Genomic DNA, 21,662 nt, shown 5'->3' with positions numbered 1-21,662 from the left:
CTACCGGTCGCGGTGTTCCGCTGCGACATGCTCCTTGCCGACACCACCTACACCGGCCAGCTCAACATCTCCGACATGTTCACCCGCATGGCGCTGTCGGTCCTGGCCACCGGCCTCGCGCCCGCCTCGTTCTACCAACTCGACGCCCACGGCCACCGCCAACGCGCGCACTTCGACGCGCTGCCCGTCGAATTCGTCGCCGAGGCGATCGCCACCCTGGGAGCCCAAACGGTCGACGGATTGCAGACCTACCACGTGATGAACCCCCACGACGACGGCATCGGGCTCGACGAATACGTCGACTGGCTCGTCGACGCCGGCTACCCCATCCAGCGCATCGAGGACTTCACCGAATGGGCACAACGGTTCGCCGCCGCCCTGCACGAGCTACCGGATAAACAGGGCCAGCACTCACCATTGCGGCCGTTGCAGTTGTTGTCACGCAATTTCACTTATTTGCCGCCCCTAAAGCCGAGGCGCGGCTCGTTCGCGCCGACTGACCGATTCCGTGCCGCGGTGCGAGAGGCGAAAATCGGCCCCGACAACGACATCCCACACATCTCGGCGCCGATCATCATCAAATACGTCACGGACTTGCAGCAGCTCGGCCTGCTCTAGCCACTAAACGACCCGTTGGATGTCCGTGCAATCATGGCGAGCCGTTTTATGTGTTCGCCCGCGCTAATTGACACGTTTTAGTAGGGTGGTCCGCTATCACAGCCTCAGCGGCGAAGAGCAGGCACCTACCTCGGCACCAGGTCATTTGACGACACAACGCGCGGAATGAGCGACTCCAATGCCCGTCGAACCGACCACGCTGCACCGTACTAGTCGGTATCTACCGACTTGTCTGCGGTCTCGCCGTTTCCTCGCCGCGATTAGCGCGATCGGCGGCATCCAGCTGCTAGCGACAATGGACGGCATCATCGCGGTAATCGCGCTTCCTAAAATCCAAAACGAGCTGGGTCTGTCGGACGCCGGGCGGAGCTGGGTCATCACCTCGTTTGTGCTGACCTTTGGTGGGCTGATGCTGCTGGGCGGGCGCCTTGGTGACACCATCGGCCGTAAGCGCGCCTTCATCATCGGAGCTGCACTGTTCACCATCGCCTCGGTCGTGTGCGGAATCGCCTGGGACGAAGGCGCTCTCGTCTTGGCTCGGCTGCTGAAGGGCGTCGCGGCGGCGATCGCTCTGCCCACCTGTATGGCGCTAGTGGCGACCACGTTTCCGAAGGGTCCGGAACGCAACGCGGCGGTCGCCGTGCTCGGTGCGGCAGCCGGCATCGGCTCGGTGATGAGCTTGGTCTTGGGCGGGATGCTCACCGCGGTGTCGTGGCGGCTGGCGTTTCTAGTAAATGTGCCGCTCGGGCTGCTGGTGATCTACCTGGCCCACACCGCGTTGCGGGAGACTCAGAAGGAGCGGATGAAGCTCGACGCCAGCGGGGCCATGCTGGCCACCCTGATGTGCGCGGCTGTGGTTTTCGGGTTGTCGATGGGCCCGCAGACGGGCTGGCTGTCGACCACCACGATTGCATCAGCTGCGGTGGCTCTCGGTGCTTTCGTGGCGTTCGCCGTCGTGGAGCGCGTGGCAGAGAACCCCGTCGTGCCGTTCAGCCTGTTTTTGGACCGTAACCGGCTGGCCACGTTCGGCGCGACGTTCCTAGCCGGGGGGCTGGTGTTCACCCTGAGTCTCATGGTGGCCCTGTACGTGCAGGACATCATGGGCTACAGCGCGCTGCGTGCCGGCATTTGCTTCATCCCGTTCGGTGTTGCGATGGGCCTCGGGTTGAGCGCGTCGTCGCGGTTGGTGACGTGGTTCCCGCCGCGGATGGTCGTGATCGGCGGCGCCATCGTGGTGCTGGCCGCGATACTGTATGGCGGCTCGACACTCAACAGTGGTGCTCCGTACTTCCCGAATCTCGCGGTGCCGCTCGTCGGCGCCGGCATCGGCATCGGCTTGATCAACGTTCCGCTCTCGCTGGCGTTGATAGCTAGCGTCGGTTTCGACCGGATCGGGCCTACATCGGCGATCGCAGTGATGCTGCGAAGCCTCGGCGGGCCTGTGGTGGCGGTCGTCATCCAGGCCGTAATCACGTCGCGTACCTTCCATCTGGGCGGCACCGGCGGGCCGGTGAAGTCCATGAACGCCGCCCAACTACACGCGCTGGACCACGGTTACACCTACGGCCTGCTGTGGCTAGCCGGGGTGGTTGTCTTGATCGGCGGAATGGCACTGTTCATCGGCTACACCGCGCGGCAGGTGGCACACGCGCAAGAAGTCAAAAACGCCATCCGCGCCGGGTAGCCGGCTCTCATGGACGATCCTGGCCACTGTATTCGTTATCCAGTTCAGCGCCCGTCTTTCCGATTAAGATATCGCCGTGTTGGACGCGTACGTCAAAAGAATTGGGTATGCCGCGACGACCTGCTGCGGCCCGAATGCAAGCACTAATACCGAAACGCCGCACGCGTTGCGCGACCACGCGGTCTCGACGAACTGATTGGCACGCGCTGGTGGACGAGACGAACACCCCCGGACACGGCCGCGATCTGGCGGTCGATCTCTACCGTGCAGGGGGGCTGGTCTTAATTGTCGTCGGGCATTGGCTGCTCGCGTGCATGACCTATCACGATGGACGTTTCGGCCTCCAAGATGGGATTTCCGACATGCCTTGGACGGCATGGCTGAGCTGGATTTTCCAGGCGGTCCCGGTGTTCTTCCTGGTTGCTGGCTATGCCGGCGCTGTGTCGTGGACGCATCGGTGCGACACGGACGGCATGTCGCGGCAGGACTGGCTTAGGCATCGACTGGCGCGGGTGCTCGGACCGACCGCGGTATACGTCGCACTCATGTCGATAATTGTGGTGGTTCTACAGGTCCTCGGCCTGCCCGGTTCGATGCTGAAGCTCGCGGGTTGGGCGCTAGGGACGCACCTCTGGTTTCTCGCCGTCTACGTGGTGGTGGTGTCGCTGACGCCCATTGCGATCGCAGCGCACCGCCGTTGGGGTCTGTTGGTGCCGGCAGTGCTGGCGGTAGGGGTAGCGGCGGTCGACGCCGCCGCGGTCCACGGCCACGTGCCTTACATCGGCTGGCTGAACTGTCTGCTGTGCTGGGGACTGCTTTACCAGCTCGGAATCGCGTGGCGCAGCGGGTCGTTAGTTGGCCGCATACCTGCGCTGCTCGCCTCGGGATCGGCGGTCGCGCTGGGACTGCTGATTTGGCTGGGACCCTATCAAGTCAGCATGGTCGACGTCGCCGTCCACGGGCTGCGGAATGCGATCCCGCCCACGGTGGCAATGCTGGCGTTCGGTTGCGCGCAGGCCGGAGTGGTAGTGACACTTGCGCCCGCGCTCAATCGCGCGCTTCGACCCGACCCGGTACAGCGGGCACTATCCGCCGCCAATAGCAAAGTGATGCTTCTCTACCTATGGCACATGGTGCCAGTGGTGGTCGTGGCGTTCGTCGGCTACCGGGCCGGGCTATTTCCGCAACCGATCGAAGGAAGCGCGGCGTGGTGGTGGTTCCGGCTGGCGTGGGTGTTCATCATTGGCCTCGCGGCAGCGGTCGAGATGGCCCTGTTGTGGTGGGGGCGACGGGTTTTCGCGGCCCCTCTACCCATGCTCCCTATGCCGCTCATACAGCGTTGGGCGGAACCGGTCACGCCAGCCGGTGTGTCAATGGCGGCGTATGGCCTGTGGTTGTTCGCCCATTACGGCTTTGCTCCGGCGGGTCACCTTGCGTGGGTCACCGCGCTGCTATTCGCCGTGGGCTTGGTTTTGGTGGCTTTCCGACCCGCCGAGGTCGCCCTCGTCCGATCGGCGGATCGCGCGCTCCGGATGGAGTAGCGAAGGTACATGAGGTTTTGCCACAAGGATCCCAACGGCAAGGGCTCCTGGTAGCTTCACGTACCACAGCCGCTCGGTGCAGGAGGGATGGCCGTGGAGACCGACATCTTCCCGCTAACGGACGCACGACCGCTTCCGGACCCGCCGTTTCCCCTCGTGATAGAGCCCGCGACAGAGCACATTGATGTGGTGCCGTGGGCGACTGCGCAGCACGACCAGATCCGACAGCTCGTGCTACGCCATGGGGGCATCCTGTTCCGCGGCTTCACCGGCGGGTCGGTCGAAACATTCCGCGACTTCATCGCCGCGATGTCCGGCGAGCCCCTCCCGTATCTGGAGGGTTCGTCGCCTCGGCACGAGGTGGCCGACCGCGTCTACACCTCGACCGATTACCCCGCCCGCCACCGGATCCCCCTGCACAACGAGCTGTCCTACAGCAACACCTTTCCGCTGCGCATCTTCTTCCACTGCGTCGTACCGCCGGCCAGCGGGGGCGCCACTCCCCTGGCCGACTCTCGCAAGGTGTATCAGCGGATCTCGCCCGCGGTGCGCCAACGCCTGGAGGAAACGGGCTACCTCTACGTTCGGCACTTCGGCGGCGACATCGGCATCGGGTGGCGCGAAGCCTTCGAGACCGACGACCGCGCCGTCGTCGAACGTTATTGCGCCGACCACGACGTCGAACTCACCTGGGGGCCGGGCGACGAACTCACCACGCGGCAGCGTCGACCGGTGTCGGAGGCGCACCCGGAAACCGGTGAGATGACGTGGTTCAACCATCTCACCTTCTTCAATGTGTCCAGCTTGGACCCGATGGTCGCCGAGGCGCTGTTGTCGATGGGCAAGGAGAACCTGCCCAACAACACCTACTACGGCGACGGCGCGGACATAGAACCGGCGACCCTTGACGAGCTTCGTGCCGCATACGACGCCGAGAGCGTGGCCATACCGTGGCAAGAGGGTGACATCCTGATGCTCGACAACATGCTCGTCTCCCACGGTCGGGAGCCATACACGCCGCCCCGGCAGATTGTGGTCGGCATGGCTGAGCCATGGTCCCGCTACGGGTAGTAACGTGCGGATGCCCGTCCAGTAGGGTCTGATAGGACAAATCCGTCGTCGGCTCGAGGGGCGAACGAAGTCCGGTGAACTCAACGAAGAAGCTGACACCGTCCTCACTCCGTGAGGCCTTCGGCCACTTCCCGTCCGGTGTGGTCGCCATCGCCGCCGAGGTCAACGGAACCCGCGAGGGGCTGGCGGCCAGTACCTTCGTCCCCGTCTCCCTGGACCCGCCGCTGGTCTCGTTCTGCGTGCAGAACACGTCGACGACGTGGCCCAAGCTCAAGGACCTGCCGATGCTGGGCATCAGCGTGCTCGGTGAGTCCCACGACGAGGCTGCGCGCACCCTGGCCGCTAAGACCGGCGACAGGTTCGCCGGTCTGGAGACGGTGTCCAGCACCACCGGCGCGGTCTTTATCAAGGGCACCGCGCTGTGGCTGGAGAGCGCGATCGAACAGATGATCCCCGCCGGGGATCACACCATCGTGGTGCTGCGGGTCAACGAGGTGACGGTGGACGCCGAGGTCGCGCCGATTGTGTTCCACCGCAGCGGGTTCCGGCGAATCAGTCCGCACTGACCGCGAGAGTGCAACTGGGCTAACGAACGCTCAGCGGCGAAACAGCTTGTTACCCAGCCACACCACGGGATCGTACTTGCGGTCGGCGACCCGCTCTTTCATCGGGATCAGCGCGTTGTCGGTGATCTTGATGTTTTCCGGGCACACCTCGGTGCAGCACTTGGTGATGTTGCAGTAGCCCAGGCCGTGCTCGTCCTGCGCCTGGCTGCGCCGGTCCAGCGTGTCCAGCGGGTGCATCTCCAGCTCGGCGATGCGCATCAGGTAGCGCGGGCCGGCGAACGCCTGCTTGTTCTCCTCGTGGTCGCGGACCACGTGGCAGACGTTCTGGCACAGGAAGCACTCGATGCACTTGCGGAACTCCTGCGAGCGTTGCACGTCGACCTGCGCCATCCGGTACTCGCCGGGCTGCAGCTCCTTCGGCGGCGCGAAAGACGGTATCTCGCGGGCCTTTTCGTAGTTGAACGAGACGTCGGTGACCAGGTCGCGAATCACCGGGAACGTCCGCAGCGGCGTGACCGTCACGACCTCGTCCTCGGCGAACGTCGACATGCGCGTCATGCACATCAGCCTCGGGTAGCCGTTGATCTCCGCCGAGCACGATCCGCACTTGCCCGCCTTGCAGTTCCACCGCACCGCGAGGTCGGGGGTTTGCGTCTGTTGCAGGCGATGGATGATGTCGAGCACCACCTCGCCCTCGTTGACCTCGACCGTGAAGTCCTGCAGCGCGCCGGACGCGTCGTCGCCGCGCCACACCCGCATCGTCGCGTTGTAGGTCATCAGCCTCTCCGTCCTGGGTGGTCGGCCAGCTCGTCGTCGGTGTAGTACTTCTCCAGCTCCGAGATCTCGAAGAGTTCCAGCAGATCGGGCCGCATCGGCGCCTGCTCTTCGCGCGTGATGGTGATGTCGGGGATCACCTCGTCGCCGCCGCCCGTGCGGCAGACCAGCAACAGCTTGCGCCACGAGGAATCCATCGACGGGTGATCGTCGCGGGTGTGACCCCCGCGGCTCTCGGTGCGCTCCAGCGCGGCCTTCGCGACGCACTCGCTGACCAGCAGCATGTTGCGCAGGTCGATGGCCAGGTTCCAGCCGGGGTTGTACTGCCGATTGCCCTCGACCTGGAGGTTCTTGAACCGCTGGCGGAGCTTGTCGAGCCGGGCGAGGGCCTCGGTGATCTCGTCCGACTTGCGGATGATGCCCACCAGGTCGTTCATCGACTGCTGCAGCTCGAGCTGCAGGGTGTACGGGTTCTCCGCCTGGGCGCCGTCGGTCGGTCCGTCGAAGGGGGCCAGGGCTCGCTTGGCCGCGGCGTCGATGGATCCCGACGAGATGGTCGGGCGGCTGCTGAGCGCCCGGACGTAGTCGGCGGCCCCCAGGCCGGAGCGCCGTCCGAACACCAGCAGGTCCGACAGCGAGTTGCCGCCGAGCCGGTTGGAGCCGTGCATGCCGCCCGAGCACTCGCCGGCGGCGAACAGCCCGGGCACCGTGGCCGCGCCGGTGTCGGCGTCGACCTCGATACCGCCCATCACGTAGTGGCAGGTGGGCCCGACTTCCATCGGCTCCTTGGTGATGTCGACCCCGGCCAGCTCCTTGAACTGGTGGTACATCGAGGGCAGCCGACGCTTGATCTCCTCCGGCGTCAGCCGGGACGCGATGTCCAGGAACACCCCGCCGTGCGGGCTGCCCCGGCCGGCCTTGACCTCGGAGTTGATCGCGCGCGCGACCTCGTCGCGGGGCAGCAGGTCCGGGGTGCGCCGGGCCGAGTCGTTGTCCTTGAGCCACTGGTCGGCCTCTTGCTCGGTCTCGGCGTACTGGCCCTTGAACACCGACGGGATGTAGTCGAACATGAACCGCTTGTTGTCGGAGTTCTTGAGCACCCCGCCGTCGCCGCGGACGCCCTCGGTGACCAGGATCCCCTTCACGCTCGGCGGCCACACCATGCCGGTGGGGTGGAACTGGACGAACTCCATGTTGATCAGCGACGCGCCCGCCCGCAGCGCCAGCGCGTGCCCGTCGCCGGTGTACTCCCACGAGTTGGAGGTCACCTTGAACGACTTGCCGATCCCGCCGGTGGCCAGCACCACCGCGGGCGCCTCGAACACGACGAACCGGCCGCTCTCGCGCCAGTAGCCGAACGCCCCGGAGATCGCGTCGCCGTCCTTGAGCAGCTCGGTGATCGTGCACTCGGCGAACACCTTGATCCGCGCGTCGTAGTCGCCGAATTCGGCGTAGTCCTCCTGCTGCAGCGACACGATCTTCTGCTGCAGCGTGCGGATCAGCTCCAGGCCGGTGCGGTCGCCGACGTGCGCCAGCCGCGGGTAGGTGTGCCCGCCGAAGTTGCGCTGGCTGATCTTGCCGTCCTTGGTGCGGTCGAACAGCGCGCCGTAGGTCTCCAGCTCCCAGACCCGGTCCGGCGCCTCCTTGGCGTGCAGCTCGGCCATCCGCCAGTTGTTGAGGAATTTGCCGCCGCGCATGGTGTCGCCGAAGTGGGTCTTCCAGTTGTCCTTGGGGTTGGCGTTCCCCATGGCCGCCGCGGCGCCACCCTCGGCCATCACCGTGTGGGCCTTGCCGAACAGGGATTTGCACACCACCGCGACCCTCAGGCCGCGCTCGCGCGCCTCGATGACCGCGCGCAGGCCCGCGCCGCCGGCACCGATGACGACGACGTCGTAGGAGTGCCGTTCGACCTCAACCATGAAACCCTCGCTCAGCTTTTCTTAGTAATTCTCGAAATGGCTTTTCAGCCAACGAATCTGAAATCCGTGATGGTGCCGCTGGCCACCAGCATGATGTAGAAGTCGGTGAGTGCCAGGGTCCCCAGCGTGATCCACGCGTATTGCATGTGCCGGGTGTTCAGCTTGCTGATCTGTGTCCAGAGCCAGTAGCGCACCGGGTGTTTGGAGAAATGCTTGAGGCGGCCGCCGGTGACGTGCCGGCACGAGTGGCACGAGACGGTGTAGGTCCACAGCAGCAGCACGTTGACCACCAAAATGACGTTGCCCAAACCGAACCCGAAGCCGGACGGCGAATGGAACGCCATGATCGCGTCGTAGGTGTTGATCAGCGAGACCACCATCGCGAAGTAGAAGAAATACCGGTGGCTGTTCTGAATGATCAGCGGGACACGGGTTTCCCCGGTGTAATGGACGCGCGGTTCGGGCACCGCGCACGCGGTAGGTGATTGCCACACCGACCGGTAGTAGGCCTTGCGGTAGTAGTAGCAGGTGATCCGGAAACCCAGCAGGAACGGTAACACCAGCATTCCCAACGGAATCCACCACGGGAAGTGGCCGAACCAGACCCCGAGATGGCTTGCACCCGGCGCGCACGACGCGCTGACGCAGGGCGAATAGAACGGCGTCAGGTAGTGGTATTTGTCCACCCAGTAGCTGTTGCCCACAAAGGCCCGGGTGGTGGCGTAGACGATGAACGCCAGCAGGCCGAGGTTGGTCACCAGCGGCGGCTGCCACCAGCGGTCGGTGCGCAGCGTCCGCTCCGGTATATGTGCGCGGGTGGCAGAGAAAACGCCGGACTCAGAACGGGTCGCCGTGGGTGCGCTCATCAAGTGTTCCTCTTCGAACGGGCTGTCTGGTCGAAGGGTACACAGATAGAGCCCTCCCTTTTACGGGGGGCTTGGGTTGCCGCGACTTCGTCAGTACCTGCTGTGACCCCCGACACCCTCGTCGTCGACATCGCGCCAGAATTCGGCGTCGTACTCGGTGTCGGGAATGGTGATCTTCTCGCCGGACTGCTGCACCGTCGCGCGGGCCAAATCCAGTTCGGACACGTCGGTATCGAGCAATTCGACGTCGCTGAGGATCCGGTCGGCGTCGAGCACGATGCGACGCATCGCCGGGCTGTCGCCGTATCGCGCCTTCAGGGAGCTCACGCACCGCCGCAAGCCGCCGATGAGGTCGTGAAGTTCGGCGAGTTCGGTAGCGCTGGACAACGGGTCTCCTCGGGCGGGCGGTGTCACGGATCACAGTATGTTGCCGATACTAACCGCCGCGCCCGACTCACGTGAGGCGCGTCACGAAACGGTGAGTGCGAGCTCAGGGCTTCACACCGAAGCTCTGACGGACGCAGAATCCGGCGGAGCCGTTGGGGCCCCGCCGGATTCGGTGTCGATCGCCGGAATTACTTGGTGATGGCGATGCGCTTCGGCTGCGTTCCGGCGTAGGCGCCGGTGACGCGGACCGTCAGCACGCCGGCGTCGTAGGAGGCGGTGACCGCCTCGCTGGTGACGTGGGCGGGCAGCTGGAACGACCGGCGGAAGGATCCGTAACGGATCTCACGCAGGGTGCGGCCGTCCTCCTCCTCGGAGTGCGCGTCGCGGTGTTCGCCGTGGATCACCAGCCAGCCGTTCTCCACCTCGACGTTGACGTCCTTCTCGACGTCCACGCCGGGCAGTTCCAGGCGCACCACCGCGTCGTCGCCGTCCTTGACGATCTCCGCGGCCGGGGTGAATCCGCTGGTTACCGGCTTGAACCAGTCCGCCGCGGCGGCCGGGCCGAAGAAGTCGCGAAGCCACCGGTCCGTGTTCCAGGCCGGTCGCGACCACAGTGCGAGGTTACTCATGTTCGTCTCCTTGAGCTTCGTTGTGAGTTTGCTGTGACCGGCGCCTCACCGGCCGGCCATTAGTAGAAACATGAGTCGACCACGCTAAAGTTCCACCTGGGTGTTCGCCGTCAGAGAACAGCTTCACAACGGGCGGCGTGAGGTGTGAGGCTGCCGTCATACGAGTGTCACATTGGGCGACTTTTCCTTAATTTGCCGCTTCTACCCTCAGTGCCATGGCCTCCGCCGGAACTTCGTCCGCACCCCGCCACGTCATCGTGGTGGGGCACGGCATGGTGGGGCACCGCTTCGTCGAGGCGCTGCGCGCCCGGGACGACGACGGGGCTTGGCGCGTCACGGTTTTGGCCGAGGAGGGCGACGCGGCCTACGACCGGGTCGGCCTGACCTCCTACACCGAGAGCTGGGACCGCGGCCTGCTGGCATTGCCCGGCAACGACTACGCCGGCGACGACAAGGTGCGGCTGTTGCTGAACACCCGCGTCACCGAAATCGACCGCGCGTCAAAGTCGGTCACCACCGCGGACGGCGAGCGGCACCGCTACGACGCCCTGGTGCTGGCCACCGGCTCCTACGCCTTCGTGCCGCCGGTGCCGGGCCACGACCTGCCGGCCTGCCACGTCTACCGCACCCTCGACGACCTCGACGCCATCCGCTCCGGCGCCGAGAGCGCCGGCGCGAACAACCTGGCCGGCGTCGTGATCGGCGGCGGGCTGCTGGGGCTCGAGGCCGCTAATGCGCTGCGGCAGTTCGGGTTGCCCACACACGTCGTCGAGATGATGCCGCGGCTGATGGCCCAGCAGATCGACGAGGCCGGCGGCGCGCTGCTGGGCAGGATGATCGCCGAGCTGGGGATCGCGGTGCACGTCGGCACCGGCACCGAGTGCATCGAAGGCACCGACGGTTCGACCTCCGTGCGGGTGCGCCTGACCGACGGCGACGTCATCGACGCCGGCGTGGTGATCTTCGCGGCCGGCATCCGGCCGCGCGACGAGCTGGCCCGGGCGGCCGGGCTGACCATCGCCGATCGGGGCGGCGTGCTGACCGACTTGTCTTGCCGGACAAGCGATCCCGACATCTACGCCATCGGCGAGGTCGCCGCGATCGAGGGGCGCTGCTACGGCCTGGTCGGGCCCGGCTACACCTCCGCCGAGGTCGTGGTCGACCGGCTGCTGGACGGCGCCGCGGAGTTCCCGGACGCGGACCTGTCGACCAAGCTCAAACTGCTGGGCGTCGACGTCGCCAGCTTCGGCGACGCGATGGGGACCACCGAGAACTGCCTGGAGGTCGCCATCAACGACGCGGTGAACCAGACGTACGCCAAGCTGGTGCTCTCCGACGACGCCAAGACCCTGCTGGGCGGGGTGCTGGTGGGAGACGCCTCGTCGTACGGGGTGTTGCGGCCGATGGTCGGCAGCGAGCTGCCCGGGGATCCGCTTGCGCTGATCGCGCCGGCGCAGTCCGGCGGGGGCGCATCGGCGCTGGGCGTCGGGGCGCTGCCGGACGCGGCGCAGATCTGCTCGTGCAACAACGTCACCAAGGGCGACCTGACGGGCGCGATCGCCGACGGCTGCGGCGACGTGGCGTCGCTCAAGTCGTGCACGGCGGCCGGCACCTCGTGCGGGTCGTGCGTGCCGCTGCTCAAGCAGCTGCTGGAAGCCGAGGGCATGGAACAGTCCAAGGCGCTGTGCGAGCACTTCGCCCAGTCGCGGGCGGAGCTCTTCGAAATCATCTCCGCCACCGAGATCCGGACCTTCTCGGGCCTGCTGGAGCGATTCGGCCGCGGAAGGGGCTGCGACATCTGCAAGCCCGTCGTCGCGTCCATCCTCGCGTCCACCGGCTCCGACCACATCCTCGATGGCGAGCAGGCGTCGCTGCAGGACTCCAACGACCACTTCCTGGCCAACATCCAGAAGAACGGCAGCTACTCGGTGGTGCCGCGGGTCCCCGGCGGCGACATCAAGCCCGAGCACCTGATCCTGATCGGCCAGATCGCCCAGGACTTCGGGCTTTACACCAAGATCACCGGGGGCCAGCGCATCGACCTGTTCGGCGCCCGGGTGGACCAGCTGCCGCAGATCTGGAAGCGCCTTGTCGACGGCGGCATGGAGTCCGGCCACGCCTACGGCAAGGCGGTGCGCACGGTGAAGAGCTGCGTGGGCAGCGACTGGTGCCGCTACGGCCAGCAGGATTCGGTGCAGCTGGCCATCGACCTCGAGCTGCGCTACCGGGGCCTGCGGGCGCCGCACAAGATCAAGCTCGGCGTCTCGGGCTGCGCGCGGGAATGCGCCGAGGCCCGCAGCAAGGACGTCGGCGTCATCGCCACCGAGAAGGGCTGGAACCTCTACGTCGCCGGCAACGGCGGCATGACCCCCAAGCACGCCCAGCTGCTGGCCGGCGACCTCGACACCGAGACGCTGATCCGCTACATCGACCGGTTCTTGATGTATTACATCCGGACCGCCGACCGGCTGCAGCGCACCGCGCCGTGGGTCGAATCACTCGACGGCGGGCTCGATCACGTGCGCGAGGTGGTGTGCGACGACTCGCTGGGCCTGGCAGCGGAATTCGAGGCCGCAATGGCGCGGCACGTGGACAACTACAGGTGCGAATGGAAGGGCGTGCTGGAGGATCCGGACAAGATGTCGCGGTTCGTGTCCTTCGTCAATGCCCCCGACGCGGTCGACTCGACGGTGACGTTCACCGAGCGCGCCGGCCGCAAAGTGCCTGTGCCCATTGGGATGCCGCGGGTTCGCGGATGACGAGGGAGGAACCATGACACTTCTCAACGACATTCAGGTGTGGACGATCGCCTGCGCGTACGACCACCTCATTCCGGGTCGCGGTGTCGGCGTGCTGCTCGACGACGGCTCCCAGGCGGCCCTGTTCCGGCTGGACGACGGGTCGGTGCACGCCGTCGGTAACGTCGACCCGTTCTCCGGCGCGGCGGTCATCTCGCGTGGCATCGTCGGCGACCGCGGTGGCCGCGCCACGGTCCAATCTCCCATCCTCAAGCAGGCTTTCGCGCTCGACGACGGCAGCTGCCTGGACGACCCGAGGGTCTCGGTGCCGGTGTACCCGGTGCGCGTCACGCCCGACCGCCGCGTCGAGGTCGCGCGCACCGCCGCCTAGTCGCTTGCGATTGGGTTCGCCGAGCGTGGGGGGTATGGCGTAATAGCCGACCGGTTTCGTCCTTATCCCACACGCTCGGCGCACTAGTGACTGCGCCGAAGGACACGCGCTCAGTCGATGTCCCCGACGAGATATCGCTGCATCGTCGGGCCGATCGCGTCGACGAGCGCGTCCACCGACATCGAGTGCAGCGGCTCGGATCGCACGCCGTAGCGCATGATGCCCAGGCCCACCAGCTGAGAGGCGCACAACGACGCCCGCACGGCGACCTTGTCGGCGCCCAGGATCTTCAGCAGCGGCCCGAAAACCGGGCCGATGAACATGCCCTGCACGATCTCGGCGGTCTTGGCCATGCCCGTCGACGCGACCGCACTCGCGGCAAACGGGCCGCCGCCGGCCGCATCCCAGGTGGTGATCAGCATGTGCAGGGTCCGGCGGCCGACCTGGTTGACGCCGCCGGTGACGATCCGGTCGATGAACTCCGGTGTGCCGAACGGCAACCGCAGCATCTTCGCGACCGGGTCGAGGAGCCCACGCGCTGGCTCTTCGCGACGGGGCATGCTGTCAGGATCGCCCGTCGGCGAGCAAAGATCAAGCGTTGCGTGCGTCGGCGCGCCTCGCGTGCAAGGCCTGGCGCGCTAGGGGTTTCGGCACGGCCCTGCGGAACCGGCTCGCGATCAACCGGGCCAGCCCGGGATGGGTGCCCAGCGGTTGGCTGACCAGATCGGCGCCACAACCGTGCAGCCGTTGCTGAAACAGGCCGTCGGCCAACAGATAGGAGGCGACGACGACGCGACGGGCGCCGTCGCGGCGGGCGCGCAGGACCGCCTCGCGCACGTCGGGATCGCCGGTGGCGGCAAAGCCCAGCTGTACCCGCGATCCGGTGAGCGCCGACAACAACGTCGCGGTGGTGTGCAGGTCCGCGCGCGCCCGGTGATCGGACGTTCCCGCGGCACCGAGGATCACCGAATCGCCGGGGCGCCAGCCCGATTCCATCAACTGGTAGAACACGATCCGCGCGAGCTCCCCGCTCGGGCCCAGCGCCGGGGTGACGACGACGTTAGCGTGCCCGCTGGCGGCCACGTGGGCGGGCAGGTCGGTGCGGACGTGATATCCGCGAGAAAGGAACGCCGGCACCACGATCGCGCGCCGGCCGTCGTCGGCGTGTGAGAGCACCTCGCTGGGGGTGGGCCCCAGCACGTCGACGAACGCGACCTGCACCGCGCGGTCCAGCAGCGTGCCCACCCGGGCCGCCAGGTCCCCGATCATCGCGACGCCGCCCGTCCTGCGGGTGCCGTGCGCCACCAGTATCAGGCTCATGCCATTCCCGCCGGTTCGTCGACGGCCAGCCGGTAGCCGCGCTTGACCACCGTCGCCACAATGTTCCTGTCGCCCAGGGCCGTCCGCAGCCGCAGCACGGCCGTGTCGACGGCGTGCGGGTCGTTGCTGTTGCCGGGCAGCACCCGCAGCAGGTCGTTGCGGGCGACGACATCGCCGGGTCGCTGCGCCAGCGCGCGGAGTATCGCCATCCCGGACCCGGACAGCGTTTTGACGGAGCCGTCCACCAGTGCGCAGTTTCCCCGGATGTCCACGAGATGACCGGCCGCCCGCACGTGGCACGAACCCAGCAGCGGCAGCTCCTCGGCGATGTGACGGGCCAAGGCGCCCAACCTCATTCGATCGGGAGATGACGCCGGGACGCCCTTGCGGATCAGCGGCTGGGAGGTCACCGGGCCCACGCACATCGCGTGCACGTCGGTGCGCAGCGCCGTCAGCAGCTGGTCCTCGATGTCGAGGTCGCGGCTGCGCTCCAGGACCGCCGCCGCGGCCGGCGCCGACGTGAAGCTCACGGCGTCGAACTGCCGGCGTGCGATCCCGGTAACCAGCTGGTCGAACTCGCCACCCAACGGGGTCGACTTCCACCGGTACACGCGGATGGGCACCACGTCCGCGCCCGCGGCGCGCAACCCGCCGACGAATTCCGGGAACGGATCCCAGGCGTCGGCCGCGCCGTGCAGTTGAACCGCGATCCGCATGCCGGATACGTCGGATTCGAGGAGGTATTTCAGTAGCTCGGTTGAGGATTCGGATTTCGGCGACCATTCCTCGTGCAGGCCGGCGGCGCGCAGCGCGCCGGTCGCCTTCGGGCCGCGGGCCACGATCCGCGCCGACGACAGCGCCGCGACGAGCTGGGTGGCCAGCCCCCACCCCTCGGCGGCGGCCAGCCAGCCGCGCATGCCGATGCCGGTGTGCGCCACCAGAATGTCGGGTGGCGCGGCGATCAGCGCCTCGGTGTTGCCGTGCAGCTCGTCGTCGTCGGGCAGCGCGATCATGTTGATCGCCGGGGCGCTGTAGACCTCGGCGCCGTTGCGGCGCAACAACGCGGCCAGCTCCTCGGCGCGACGGGCCGACGTCACCGCGATCCGGTAACCGGTCAGTGGTGCAGAGTGTGGCCGGGCCATATCAACTGTGTATGCCTGGGAGGTTTCCGCGGCGTTACCGCGCAATTGCTGACGCATTGCTCCCGCTGCGAGCACGATCACACCCGCGCGGGGCGCGGACCGGCCGGCGAACGTCCGTCGTCCAGGTCAGGATCGAGCGCATGGTGTTCACCTCGATGCCGTGGTCGAGGTTGTCCATGAACAGCGCCGCCGCGACGCCGACGACCGCCAGCAGCACCAGGTAGACCGCGCACACCAGGTACGGCGCCCGGTGACCGGCGGTGGCGAGCGCCAGCAGGCCGGCCAGCTGGATTCCCGCGACGCCGAGGTTGCCGACGCCGGCGTTGGTCGCCAGCGCGGCGCCCTTGAGCCGCTGCGGGTAGAAGGCGTTGACGTTGGCCAGCGACGCCGCGTAGTTGCCGCCACCCAGCCCGGTCAGCGCCGCGCACACGACGTAGGGCCACAGCGGCAGGCCGGGATTGCCGTTTCCCGCCTCCCAGGCCGCGGTGTCCTCCGGATTCCAGTCCGTGATGTGGTGGGTGCGGCCCATGCGGTGTTCGCCTTTCGTGCAGTGGGTTTGGGTGGCGCGGCTAGGAACCCGCGAAACCCGTTGGGCGCGTAAAGCGAACGGGTTGACACCCGATGCTCACATCAGGAACCGAAGTCGGTCAACTCGATTCGGCCGATATCGCCTGTAGGTTCAATCCCAGTTGTCTGGTAAGTCGCTGAAGGACAAGCGGATTCGCTGTGACGCGACCCTCGCTGTGGAATTCGGTGTGAGGCCGAATACTTTTCGTGCTATACGCGATCTACCAGACGTCCCCGGCGCGCCAATCGCACATCAGGTCCGCGGAGGTGTCCAGCTCGACCTCGACCGGCAGCACGTATACCGTCCCGTCGTCGTCGGGGGTGCGGGCCGGGCCCGTCGGCGCCAGCACCGACGTCGGGCCGCGCCACGGCAGCCAGCCGCGCGCCGCGTAAAGCCGTTGCGCCCGGATCGACGAACTGAGCGCGCCGAGCTGGTAGGCGCCGCGCACCACCTGCTCGACGCCGTCCAGCAGCGCGTGCACCAGGCCCTGGCCGCGGCAGTCCTCCCGCACCGCGACGCCCTCGACGTAACCGCAGCGCAGCGCGTCGCCCCGGTAAAGCAGCCGGCGCTGGATCACCGCGGCGTGCGCGATGATCGCGCCGTGCTGCCAGATCAGGGCGTGCATGCCGCCCAGCGTGTGCTCCCAGTCGTGCTCGCTGAAGTCACCGCCGAAGGCGGCGGTGACCATTTGGCGGACGCCGTGCCGGGTCTCGCTGTCGAGGTCGGCGGTGTGGACTAGGCGGGCGGTGTGGACCTGGGCGGTCACACCCCTTTGTCTACCAGGCGGAGGCCGCCTGCGCCCCGGCCCCCACCGGAAGGCGGGGCCGCGCCCAGTGCAGCCGCACGTACTGGCCGGGCCGCACCTGGGCGACCTTGTCGATGTCCTCGTCGACCACCACGCCGACCACCGGGTAGCCGCCGGTGACCGGGTGGTCGGGTCCGAGGATCACCGGTAAACCGTTGGGCGGCACCTGGATTGCGCCGCGGGTGACACCCTCGCTGGGCAGCTGGCGGTCGGGGTAGCGGGACCGCAACGGGCGGCCCTCCAACCGCATTCCGACCCGGTCGCTGCGGTCCGAGGCCATCCAGATGGTGCGCACCAGGACGTCGGGATCGACGAACCAGTCGTCGCGCGGCCCGGGCACCGCCCGCAGTTCCACCAGGTGCGCGTCGATCGCCGCCACCGGGGCCTGGTCCAGTTCGGGGTAGTCGTCGGTGTGCTCGCCGATCGGCAGCCGATCCCCGGGCGCAAGCGGCGGCGGGCCGATCGCGGACATCACGTCGTAGCTGCGCGAGCCCAGCACCGGCTCGACGCAGATGCCGCCGCGCACCGCCAGGTAGGTCCGCAGCCCGGCCCTCGGGGCTCCCATCGAGATCACCTGGCCATCGCGGACATGCTGAATGCTGTTGGCGCCGAACTTGATTCCGTCGACGGTCGGCTCGGTGTCGGCGCCCGTCACCGCGATGTCGACGTCGCCGCCGCGGACCCGCGCGCACAGCCCCCCGAACGTCACCTCCACGGTGGCGCGGTCGTCGGGGTTGGCGACCAGCCGGTTGGCCAGTCGGTGCGAGCGGCGGTCGGCGGCGCCGGAGCGGCCGACGCCGAGGTGGGCCAGCCCGGTGCGGCCGAGGTCCTGCACGACGGCCAGCGGCCCGGTGCGCAGGATTTCCAGCGTGACGCGTGGATCTGTCACGGCGCCCTCCTTCTCACGCGGCCCGGAACTGGACCCACATGCCCTGCGTCAGCAGCGCCGGGCTGGGCCGCTCGAGGTCCCACAGCACCGCGTCGGTGCGTCCGATGAGTTGCCAGCCGCCGGGCGACTGGCGCGGGTAGATCGCGCTGAATTCGCCGGCGAGGCCGACCGAGCCGGCCGGCACCGAGGTACGCGGCTCGGCGCGGCGCGGCACCCGAAGGCGCGGGTCGCCGTCCACCAGGTACGCGAAACCCGGTGCGAATCCACTGAATCCGACCCGCCACAGGGTCGACGTGTGGGCGTTGATGACCTGCGCGGTGGTCAGCCCGGTGAGGTCGGCGACCTCCGCGAGGTCGGGGCCGTCGTAGACGACGTCGATCACCACGTCGGCGCTGCGCTCCGCCGGGGCGGCCTCCTCGGCGCGCACCGTCATCTTGCGCAGCCGCTGACGGACGACCCCTTGGTTGCGCGGGCCGTCGAGCTTGACCAGCACCGTGCGGGCGGCCGGGACGATGTCCAGCACGCCGGGCAGCGCCCCGGCGCGCAGCGCGTCGGTCCACGCCAATACCTCTGCGGTGCTGCCACATTGCACCATCAGAGCCTGGTCGCCGTAGTCGAGCACGGTGTTGCCGACCAGCTCCGTCGGCAGCCCCCTGGTTAGGTCAGTCACGCTCATTACTCGACGGTAACCTCGGAATCGGGGCAGGTCGAGGGGAGTGCCCGGGATTTTCGAGCACTGCCAGAGGTGCCTTAGCAAACGCTCAAACAGCGGGTTCTACCCGAGGATCTTGGCGATCTGCGGGGGCAGCTGGTCGGCGACCAACGGGTAGCTCAGCGGCGACGAAAACGCGATCGCACCGGCCTGGTCCTTGGTGGTGAATATGTGCCGGCTCTGCGCGGTCGCCTGCGACCCCGCCACCTCGGGATCGGCCAGCAGCGCCTTTTGGTCGTCCGGGCTTTCGGTCGTCCAGATCAGCACGTCGGCGGAATCGAGCACCGCCTTGATCTGGTCGCGCGGGATGACGGCGCGGTGATCGGAGACGAACGGCTTGATGCTGTCGGCGATGACCAGCCCCATCTGGTTCAGGAAGTCGGTCCGCCAGCCCGCCGCCGTCGCGACCACGGTGCCCTGAAAGAGGCTGCCCTGCATCAGCAATGCCTTCTTGGCCTGCCATTGCGGATACTTCTGCGCGACGGCGGCGAACTGCTTGTCGACGCCGTCGATCAGCGACTTCATCTGGTCGGCCTGGAACACCGCCTGGCCGATCGCGGTGGCCTGCTCCTTCCACGGTTCGAAGAACGCGTCGCCGTCCGACTGCGCCAGGGTCGGCGCGATCGCCGACAGCTTCTGATAGGTGTCGGCGTCCACCCCGGCGTTGACGGCCACGATCAGGTCCGGCTTCAGCCCGGCGATCTGCTCGACCGGAATCCCGTTGTCCAGGTTCAGCACCACCGGGCGCGCGTCGCCGAGCTTGGGCTGGGCCCACGGCCACACCGCGAACGGTTGATCGCCGAACCAGTTGGTGACCGCGACGGGCACCACGCCCACCGCGAGCAGGTCGTCCTGTTCGGTGTAGCCGGCGCTGACCACGCGCTTGGGCGGCTCCTTGACGACGGTCTCACCGAACAGGTGGGTGATGGTCACCGAGCGGCCGCCGGAGGTGCCCGGCGCCGGTTTGGGTGACGAGCAGCCCGGCGCCGCGGCGGCGGCCCCGAGCGCCGCGGCGGCCCCGGCGAGCTGCAAGAACTCCCGCCGACTCTTCATCGCGTGAGAGTATCGCGTCCGGGGCTCTCACCTGCATCGCCGCGCGGTCGCGCCGCTCAGCCCAGCGGCATGCCGGCGTCGACGAAGTCCATGGCCCGATAGATCGTGTCGGGCGTCGGCGGCGCGTTGTCGAAGGCGGCCATCATGGCGCCGGTCAGCGCGCCGACGAACACGCGAACCTCGAAATCGCTTGCGGGACGGTCGATTCGGCGGCTGACCGCCTCGGCCATGACGTTGACGGTGCGGTAGTACTCGTCGTACATGGCCGCCTTGAGCTCCGGTATCGAGAACATCAGCCGCTGCCGGGTGCTTTCGAACTCCTGCTGCTCGGCGGGCAGGTCGGCCATGACGGCCTGGTAGGCCTTGCGAAACGCCTGGATCAGCGACAGCTCGGGCGGCTGCGCCTCGAAGGCCGCCAGTATCAGCGGGTCCAGGTCGTCGGCCAGCAGCAGCGACTCCTTGGATCCGAAGTACCGGAAGAAGGTGCTGGGCGACACCTCGGCGGCCTCCGCGATCTGCTCGACGGTGGTGGCGGCGTAGCCGTTCCGCTCGATCAGGCGGAACGCCGCGCGCCGGATGGCCTGGCGGGTCTTGATCTTCTTGCGCTCCCGCAGGCCCAGGGGCGCCTCACTCGCCTGCATGAGGCGATTCTCCCGCACCCGCGGCGCCCCGTCGGGAAGCCGGCGGCGTGTAGCCCTGCCACGGGGAGTAGTCGGCGATCAGCTCCTCCTGCGGCGGGCGCTGCTCGACGGGCACGTGCTGCAGGTTGATCCGGATCCGGTACCAGATCGAGCTCGGCCCGCGCATGCCGTCGACCAGGACGTCGGCCGGGCGCAGCCGTTGGGCCGCGGCGGGGTGGCGGGCGCGCCAGGTGTCCAGCGCGGCCATCGCCTCATCCCGGGTTTTGGTGCGGGCGACCTCGATGAGCGGCATCACGGACCGGCGCCGGCCCGCCGCGCCTTTCGCCGAACCCGGCGGCGGTTTCTCCGGGGGACCCATGTCCTCGGCCAGCATCAGCAGCCGGTCGAGCTCGCCGACGGCTGCTTTGTTGGAGGGGTCCATCCCCGCCCACGGGTCACCGATGTCGGCGAACCGGGCGGGCACGGTGGCGATGGTGAACGCCTCGGCCCGGCAGCCGGCGACCTCGTCCCAGTGCAGGGGAGTGGACACGCGGGCGTCCGGGGTGGCCCGCACCGAGTAGGCCGACGCGACCGTGCGGTCCTTGGCGTTCTGGTTGAAGTCGACGAAGACGCCCTCGCGCTCCTCCTTCCACCAGCGGCTCGTCGCCGCGTCGGGCACCCGCCGTTCCACCTCGCGCGCGACGGTCTGGGCGGCCAGCCGCACCTGGCGGAACCCCCAGCGCGGGGCGATGCGCGCGTAGATGTGGAAGCCGCGCGACCCGGACGTCTTCGGCCAGGGGGTCAGGCCGTAGTCCTCCAGCACCTCGCGGGCCACCAGCGCGACGTCGACGATCCGCCGCCAGGTGACCCCGGGCATCGGGTCGAGGTCGACGCGCAGCTCGTCGGGGTGGTCGAGGTCGTCGGCGAGCACCGGGTGCGGGTTGAGGTCCACGCAGCCCAGGTTGATCACCCACGCCAGCCCGGCGGCGTCGTGGATGACGGCCTCCTCGGCCGACGTGCCCGACGCGTAGCGAAGTTCGGCGACGTCCACCCAGTCCGGCCTGTTCTTCGGCGCGCGCTTCTGGAACACGGCCTCCTGCCCGATCCCCTTGACGAAGCGCTTCAGGATCATCGGCCGTCCGGCCACGCCGCGCAGCGCCCCGTCGGCGACGGAAAGGTAATAGCGGACCAGGTCGAGCTTGGTGTGGCGGCCCGCGCCGTTCGTGCCGGGGAAGACCACCCTGTCCGGATGCGTGATGGTGACCTGCCGCCCGGCCACTTCCAGTGACACCGGGGCGGTCATGCGGTTCATGGTAATTCCGGGATACTTTCCGACCGCAGTGCGACGGGCGTCACATATGGTGATCTC

At 67.9% G+C, this 21,662-nt stretch carries 21 protein-coding genes and 1 pseudogene; 7 read left to right on the top strand and 15 right to left on the bottom strand.

Annotated features, from left to right (window positions below):
- The 5 genes from AC5Y6X_RS24285 to AC5Y6X_RS24265 all read left to right on the top strand — a co-directional run.
- The coding region (locus AC5Y6X_RS24285; protein WP_499989669.1) for an SDR family oxidoreductase at positions 1-618 on the top strand (618 nt) is incomplete at its 5' end.
- A gap of 178 nt (positions 619-796) precedes the next feature.
- The gene (locus tag AC5Y6X_RS24280; protein WP_499989668.1) at positions 797-2,302 is read left to right on the top strand and encodes an MFS transporter; all 1,506 of its coding nucleotides are present in this window, start codon (positions 797-799) and stop codon (positions 2,300-2,302) included.
- Between the two features lie 209 nt (positions 2,303-2,511).
- Positions 2,512-3,843 carry an acyltransferase family protein gene (locus AC5Y6X_RS24275; protein ID WP_499989667.1) on the top strand — a complete coding sequence of 444 codons (1,332 nt, stop codon included), beginning with the start codon at positions 2,512-2,514 and terminating at the stop codon, positions 3,841-3,843.
- Between the two features lie 189 nt (positions 3,844-4,032).
- On the top strand, positions 4,033-4,914 hold the full coding sequence (locus AC5Y6X_RS24270; RefSeq protein ID WP_499989666.1) for a TauD/TfdA family dioxygenase: 882 nt from the start codon (positions 4,033-4,035) through the stop codon (positions 4,912-4,914).
- Between the two features lie 74 nt (positions 4,915-4,988).
- The gene (locus AC5Y6X_RS24265; protein WP_499989665.1) at positions 4,989-5,480 is read left to right on the top strand and encodes a flavin reductase family protein; all 492 of its coding nucleotides are present in this window, start codon (positions 4,989-4,991) and stop codon (positions 5,478-5,480) included.
- 30 nt (positions 5,481-5,510) lie between these two features.
- Here AC5Y6X_RS24265 and AC5Y6X_RS24260 read toward each other — a convergent pair whose 3' ends face one another.
- From AC5Y6X_RS24260 to AC5Y6X_RS24240, 5 genes are all read right to left on the bottom strand, one after another.
- Positions 5,511-6,257: a succinate dehydrogenase/fumarate reductase iron-sulfur subunit gene (locus AC5Y6X_RS24260; protein ID WP_324682155.1), complete on the bottom strand. Its 747-nt coding sequence runs from the start codon at positions 6,255-6,257 to the stop codon at positions 5,511-5,513.
- On the bottom strand, positions 6,257-8,173 hold the full coding sequence (locus AC5Y6X_RS24255) for a fumarate reductase/succinate dehydrogenase flavoprotein subunit (RefSeq protein ID WP_499989664.1): 1,917 nt from the start codon (positions 8,171-8,173) through the stop codon (positions 6,257-6,259). The genes AC5Y6X_RS24260 and AC5Y6X_RS24255 overlap by 1 nt, the downstream gene beginning before the upstream one ends.
- Before the next feature lie 44 nt (positions 8,174-8,217).
- Positions 8,218-9,039 carry a succinate dehydrogenase subunit SdhC gene (gene sdhC / locus AC5Y6X_RS24250; RefSeq protein ID WP_499989663.1) on the bottom strand — a complete coding sequence of 274 codons (822 nt, stop codon included), beginning with the start codon at positions 9,037-9,039 and terminating at the stop codon, positions 8,218-8,220.
- A 90-nt stretch (positions 9,040-9,129) separates the two neighbouring features.
- On the bottom strand, positions 9,130-9,426 hold the full coding sequence (locus AC5Y6X_RS24245; RefSeq protein WP_324682160.1) for an Rv0250c family protein: 297 nt from the start codon (positions 9,424-9,426) through the stop codon (positions 9,130-9,132).
- A gap of 188 nt (positions 9,427-9,614) precedes the next feature.
- Complete coding sequence (locus AC5Y6X_RS24240) at positions 9,615-10,055, bottom strand: Hsp20/alpha crystallin family protein (protein ID WP_499989662.1); 441 nt, start codon at positions 10,053-10,055, stop codon at positions 9,615-9,617.
- Between the two features lie 215 nt (positions 10,056-10,270).
- Between AC5Y6X_RS24240 and nirB the strand changes: the two genes are divergently transcribed.
- Together nirB and nirD are read left to right on the top strand one after the other, a co-directional pair.
- Positions 10,271-12,814 (top strand): nitrite reductase large subunit NirB, encoded by a 2,544-nt coding sequence (nirB, locus tag AC5Y6X_RS24235; protein WP_499989661.1) that lies wholly within the window; start codon positions 10,271-10,273, stop codon positions 12,812-12,814.
- 13 nt (positions 12,815-12,827) lie between these two features.
- Positions 12,828-13,184: a nitrite reductase small subunit NirD gene (nirD, locus tag AC5Y6X_RS24230; RefSeq protein ID WP_499989660.1), complete on the top strand. Its 357-nt coding sequence runs from the start codon at positions 12,828-12,830 to the stop codon at positions 13,182-13,184.
- 110 nt (positions 13,185-13,294) lie between these two features.
- On the opposite strand, the gene AC5Y6X_RS24225 is transcribed toward nirD, so the two are convergent.
- The 10 genes and pseudogenes from AC5Y6X_RS24225 to AC5Y6X_RS24180 form a co-directional block, all read right to left on the bottom strand.
- Positions 13,295-13,744, bottom strand: a complete 450-nt coding sequence (locus AC5Y6X_RS24225; protein WP_324682167.1) for a TetR/AcrR family transcriptional regulator — start codon at positions 13,742-13,744, stop codon at positions 13,295-13,297.
- Positions 13,745-13,775: 31 nt separating this feature from the next.
- Positions 13,776-14,504 (bottom strand): sirohydrochlorin chelatase, encoded by a 729-nt coding sequence (locus AC5Y6X_RS24220; protein WP_499989659.1) that lies wholly within the window; start codon positions 14,502-14,504, stop codon positions 13,776-13,778.
- Positions 14,501-15,646, bottom strand: a complete 1,146-nt coding sequence (locus AC5Y6X_RS24215; protein WP_499989658.1) for a uroporphyrinogen-III synthase — start codon at positions 15,644-15,646, stop codon at positions 14,501-14,503. The genes AC5Y6X_RS24220 and AC5Y6X_RS24215 overlap by 4 nt, the downstream gene beginning before the upstream one ends.
- A 124-nt stretch (positions 15,647-15,770) precedes the next feature.
- Positions 15,771-16,175, bottom strand: a pseudogene (locus tag AC5Y6X_RS24210) (hypothetical protein); the annotation flags it as partial.
- A gap of 259 nt (positions 16,176-16,434) precedes the next feature.
- Positions 16,435-16,980, bottom strand: a complete 546-nt coding sequence (locus tag AC5Y6X_RS24205; protein WP_499989657.1) for a GNAT family N-acetyltransferase — start codon at positions 16,978-16,980, stop codon at positions 16,435-16,437.
- A gap of 10 nt (positions 16,981-16,990) precedes the next feature.
- The gene (locus tag AC5Y6X_RS24200; protein WP_499989656.1) at positions 16,991-17,908 is read right to left on the bottom strand and encodes a 5-oxoprolinase/urea amidolyase family protein; all 918 of its coding nucleotides are present in this window, start codon (positions 17,906-17,908) and stop codon (positions 16,991-16,993) included.
- A 13-nt stretch (positions 17,909-17,921) separates the two neighbouring features.
- Positions 17,922-18,584, bottom strand: a complete 663-nt coding sequence (locus tag AC5Y6X_RS24195) for a 5-oxoprolinase subunit B family protein (RefSeq protein ID WP_499989655.1) — start codon at positions 18,582-18,584, stop codon at positions 17,922-17,924.
- 99 nt (positions 18,585-18,683) lie between these two features.
- Positions 18,684-19,673, bottom strand: a complete 990-nt coding sequence (locus AC5Y6X_RS24190) for an ABC transporter substrate-binding protein (RefSeq protein WP_499989654.1) — start codon at positions 19,671-19,673, stop codon at positions 18,684-18,686.
- A 56-nt stretch (positions 19,674-19,729) separates the two neighbouring features.
- A complete protein-coding gene (locus tag AC5Y6X_RS24185; protein WP_499989653.1) occupies positions 19,730-20,314 on the bottom strand; it encodes an acyl-CoA-like ligand-binding transcription factor in 585 nt (194 codons plus the stop codon).
- Positions 20,301-21,605 (bottom strand): DNA polymerase domain-containing protein, encoded by a 1,305-nt coding sequence (locus tag AC5Y6X_RS24180; protein ID WP_499989652.1) that lies wholly within the window; start codon positions 21,603-21,605, stop codon positions 20,301-20,303. The genes AC5Y6X_RS24185 and AC5Y6X_RS24180 overlap by 14 nt, the downstream gene beginning before the upstream one ends.
- Positions 21,606-21,662 lie beyond the last annotated feature (57 nt).

The organism is Mycobacterium sp. NGS26 (assembly GCF_059813025.1).
The sequence above is the reverse complement of the archived record's forward strand: the minus strand, read 5'-3'. Positions and strand labels throughout refer to the sequence as shown.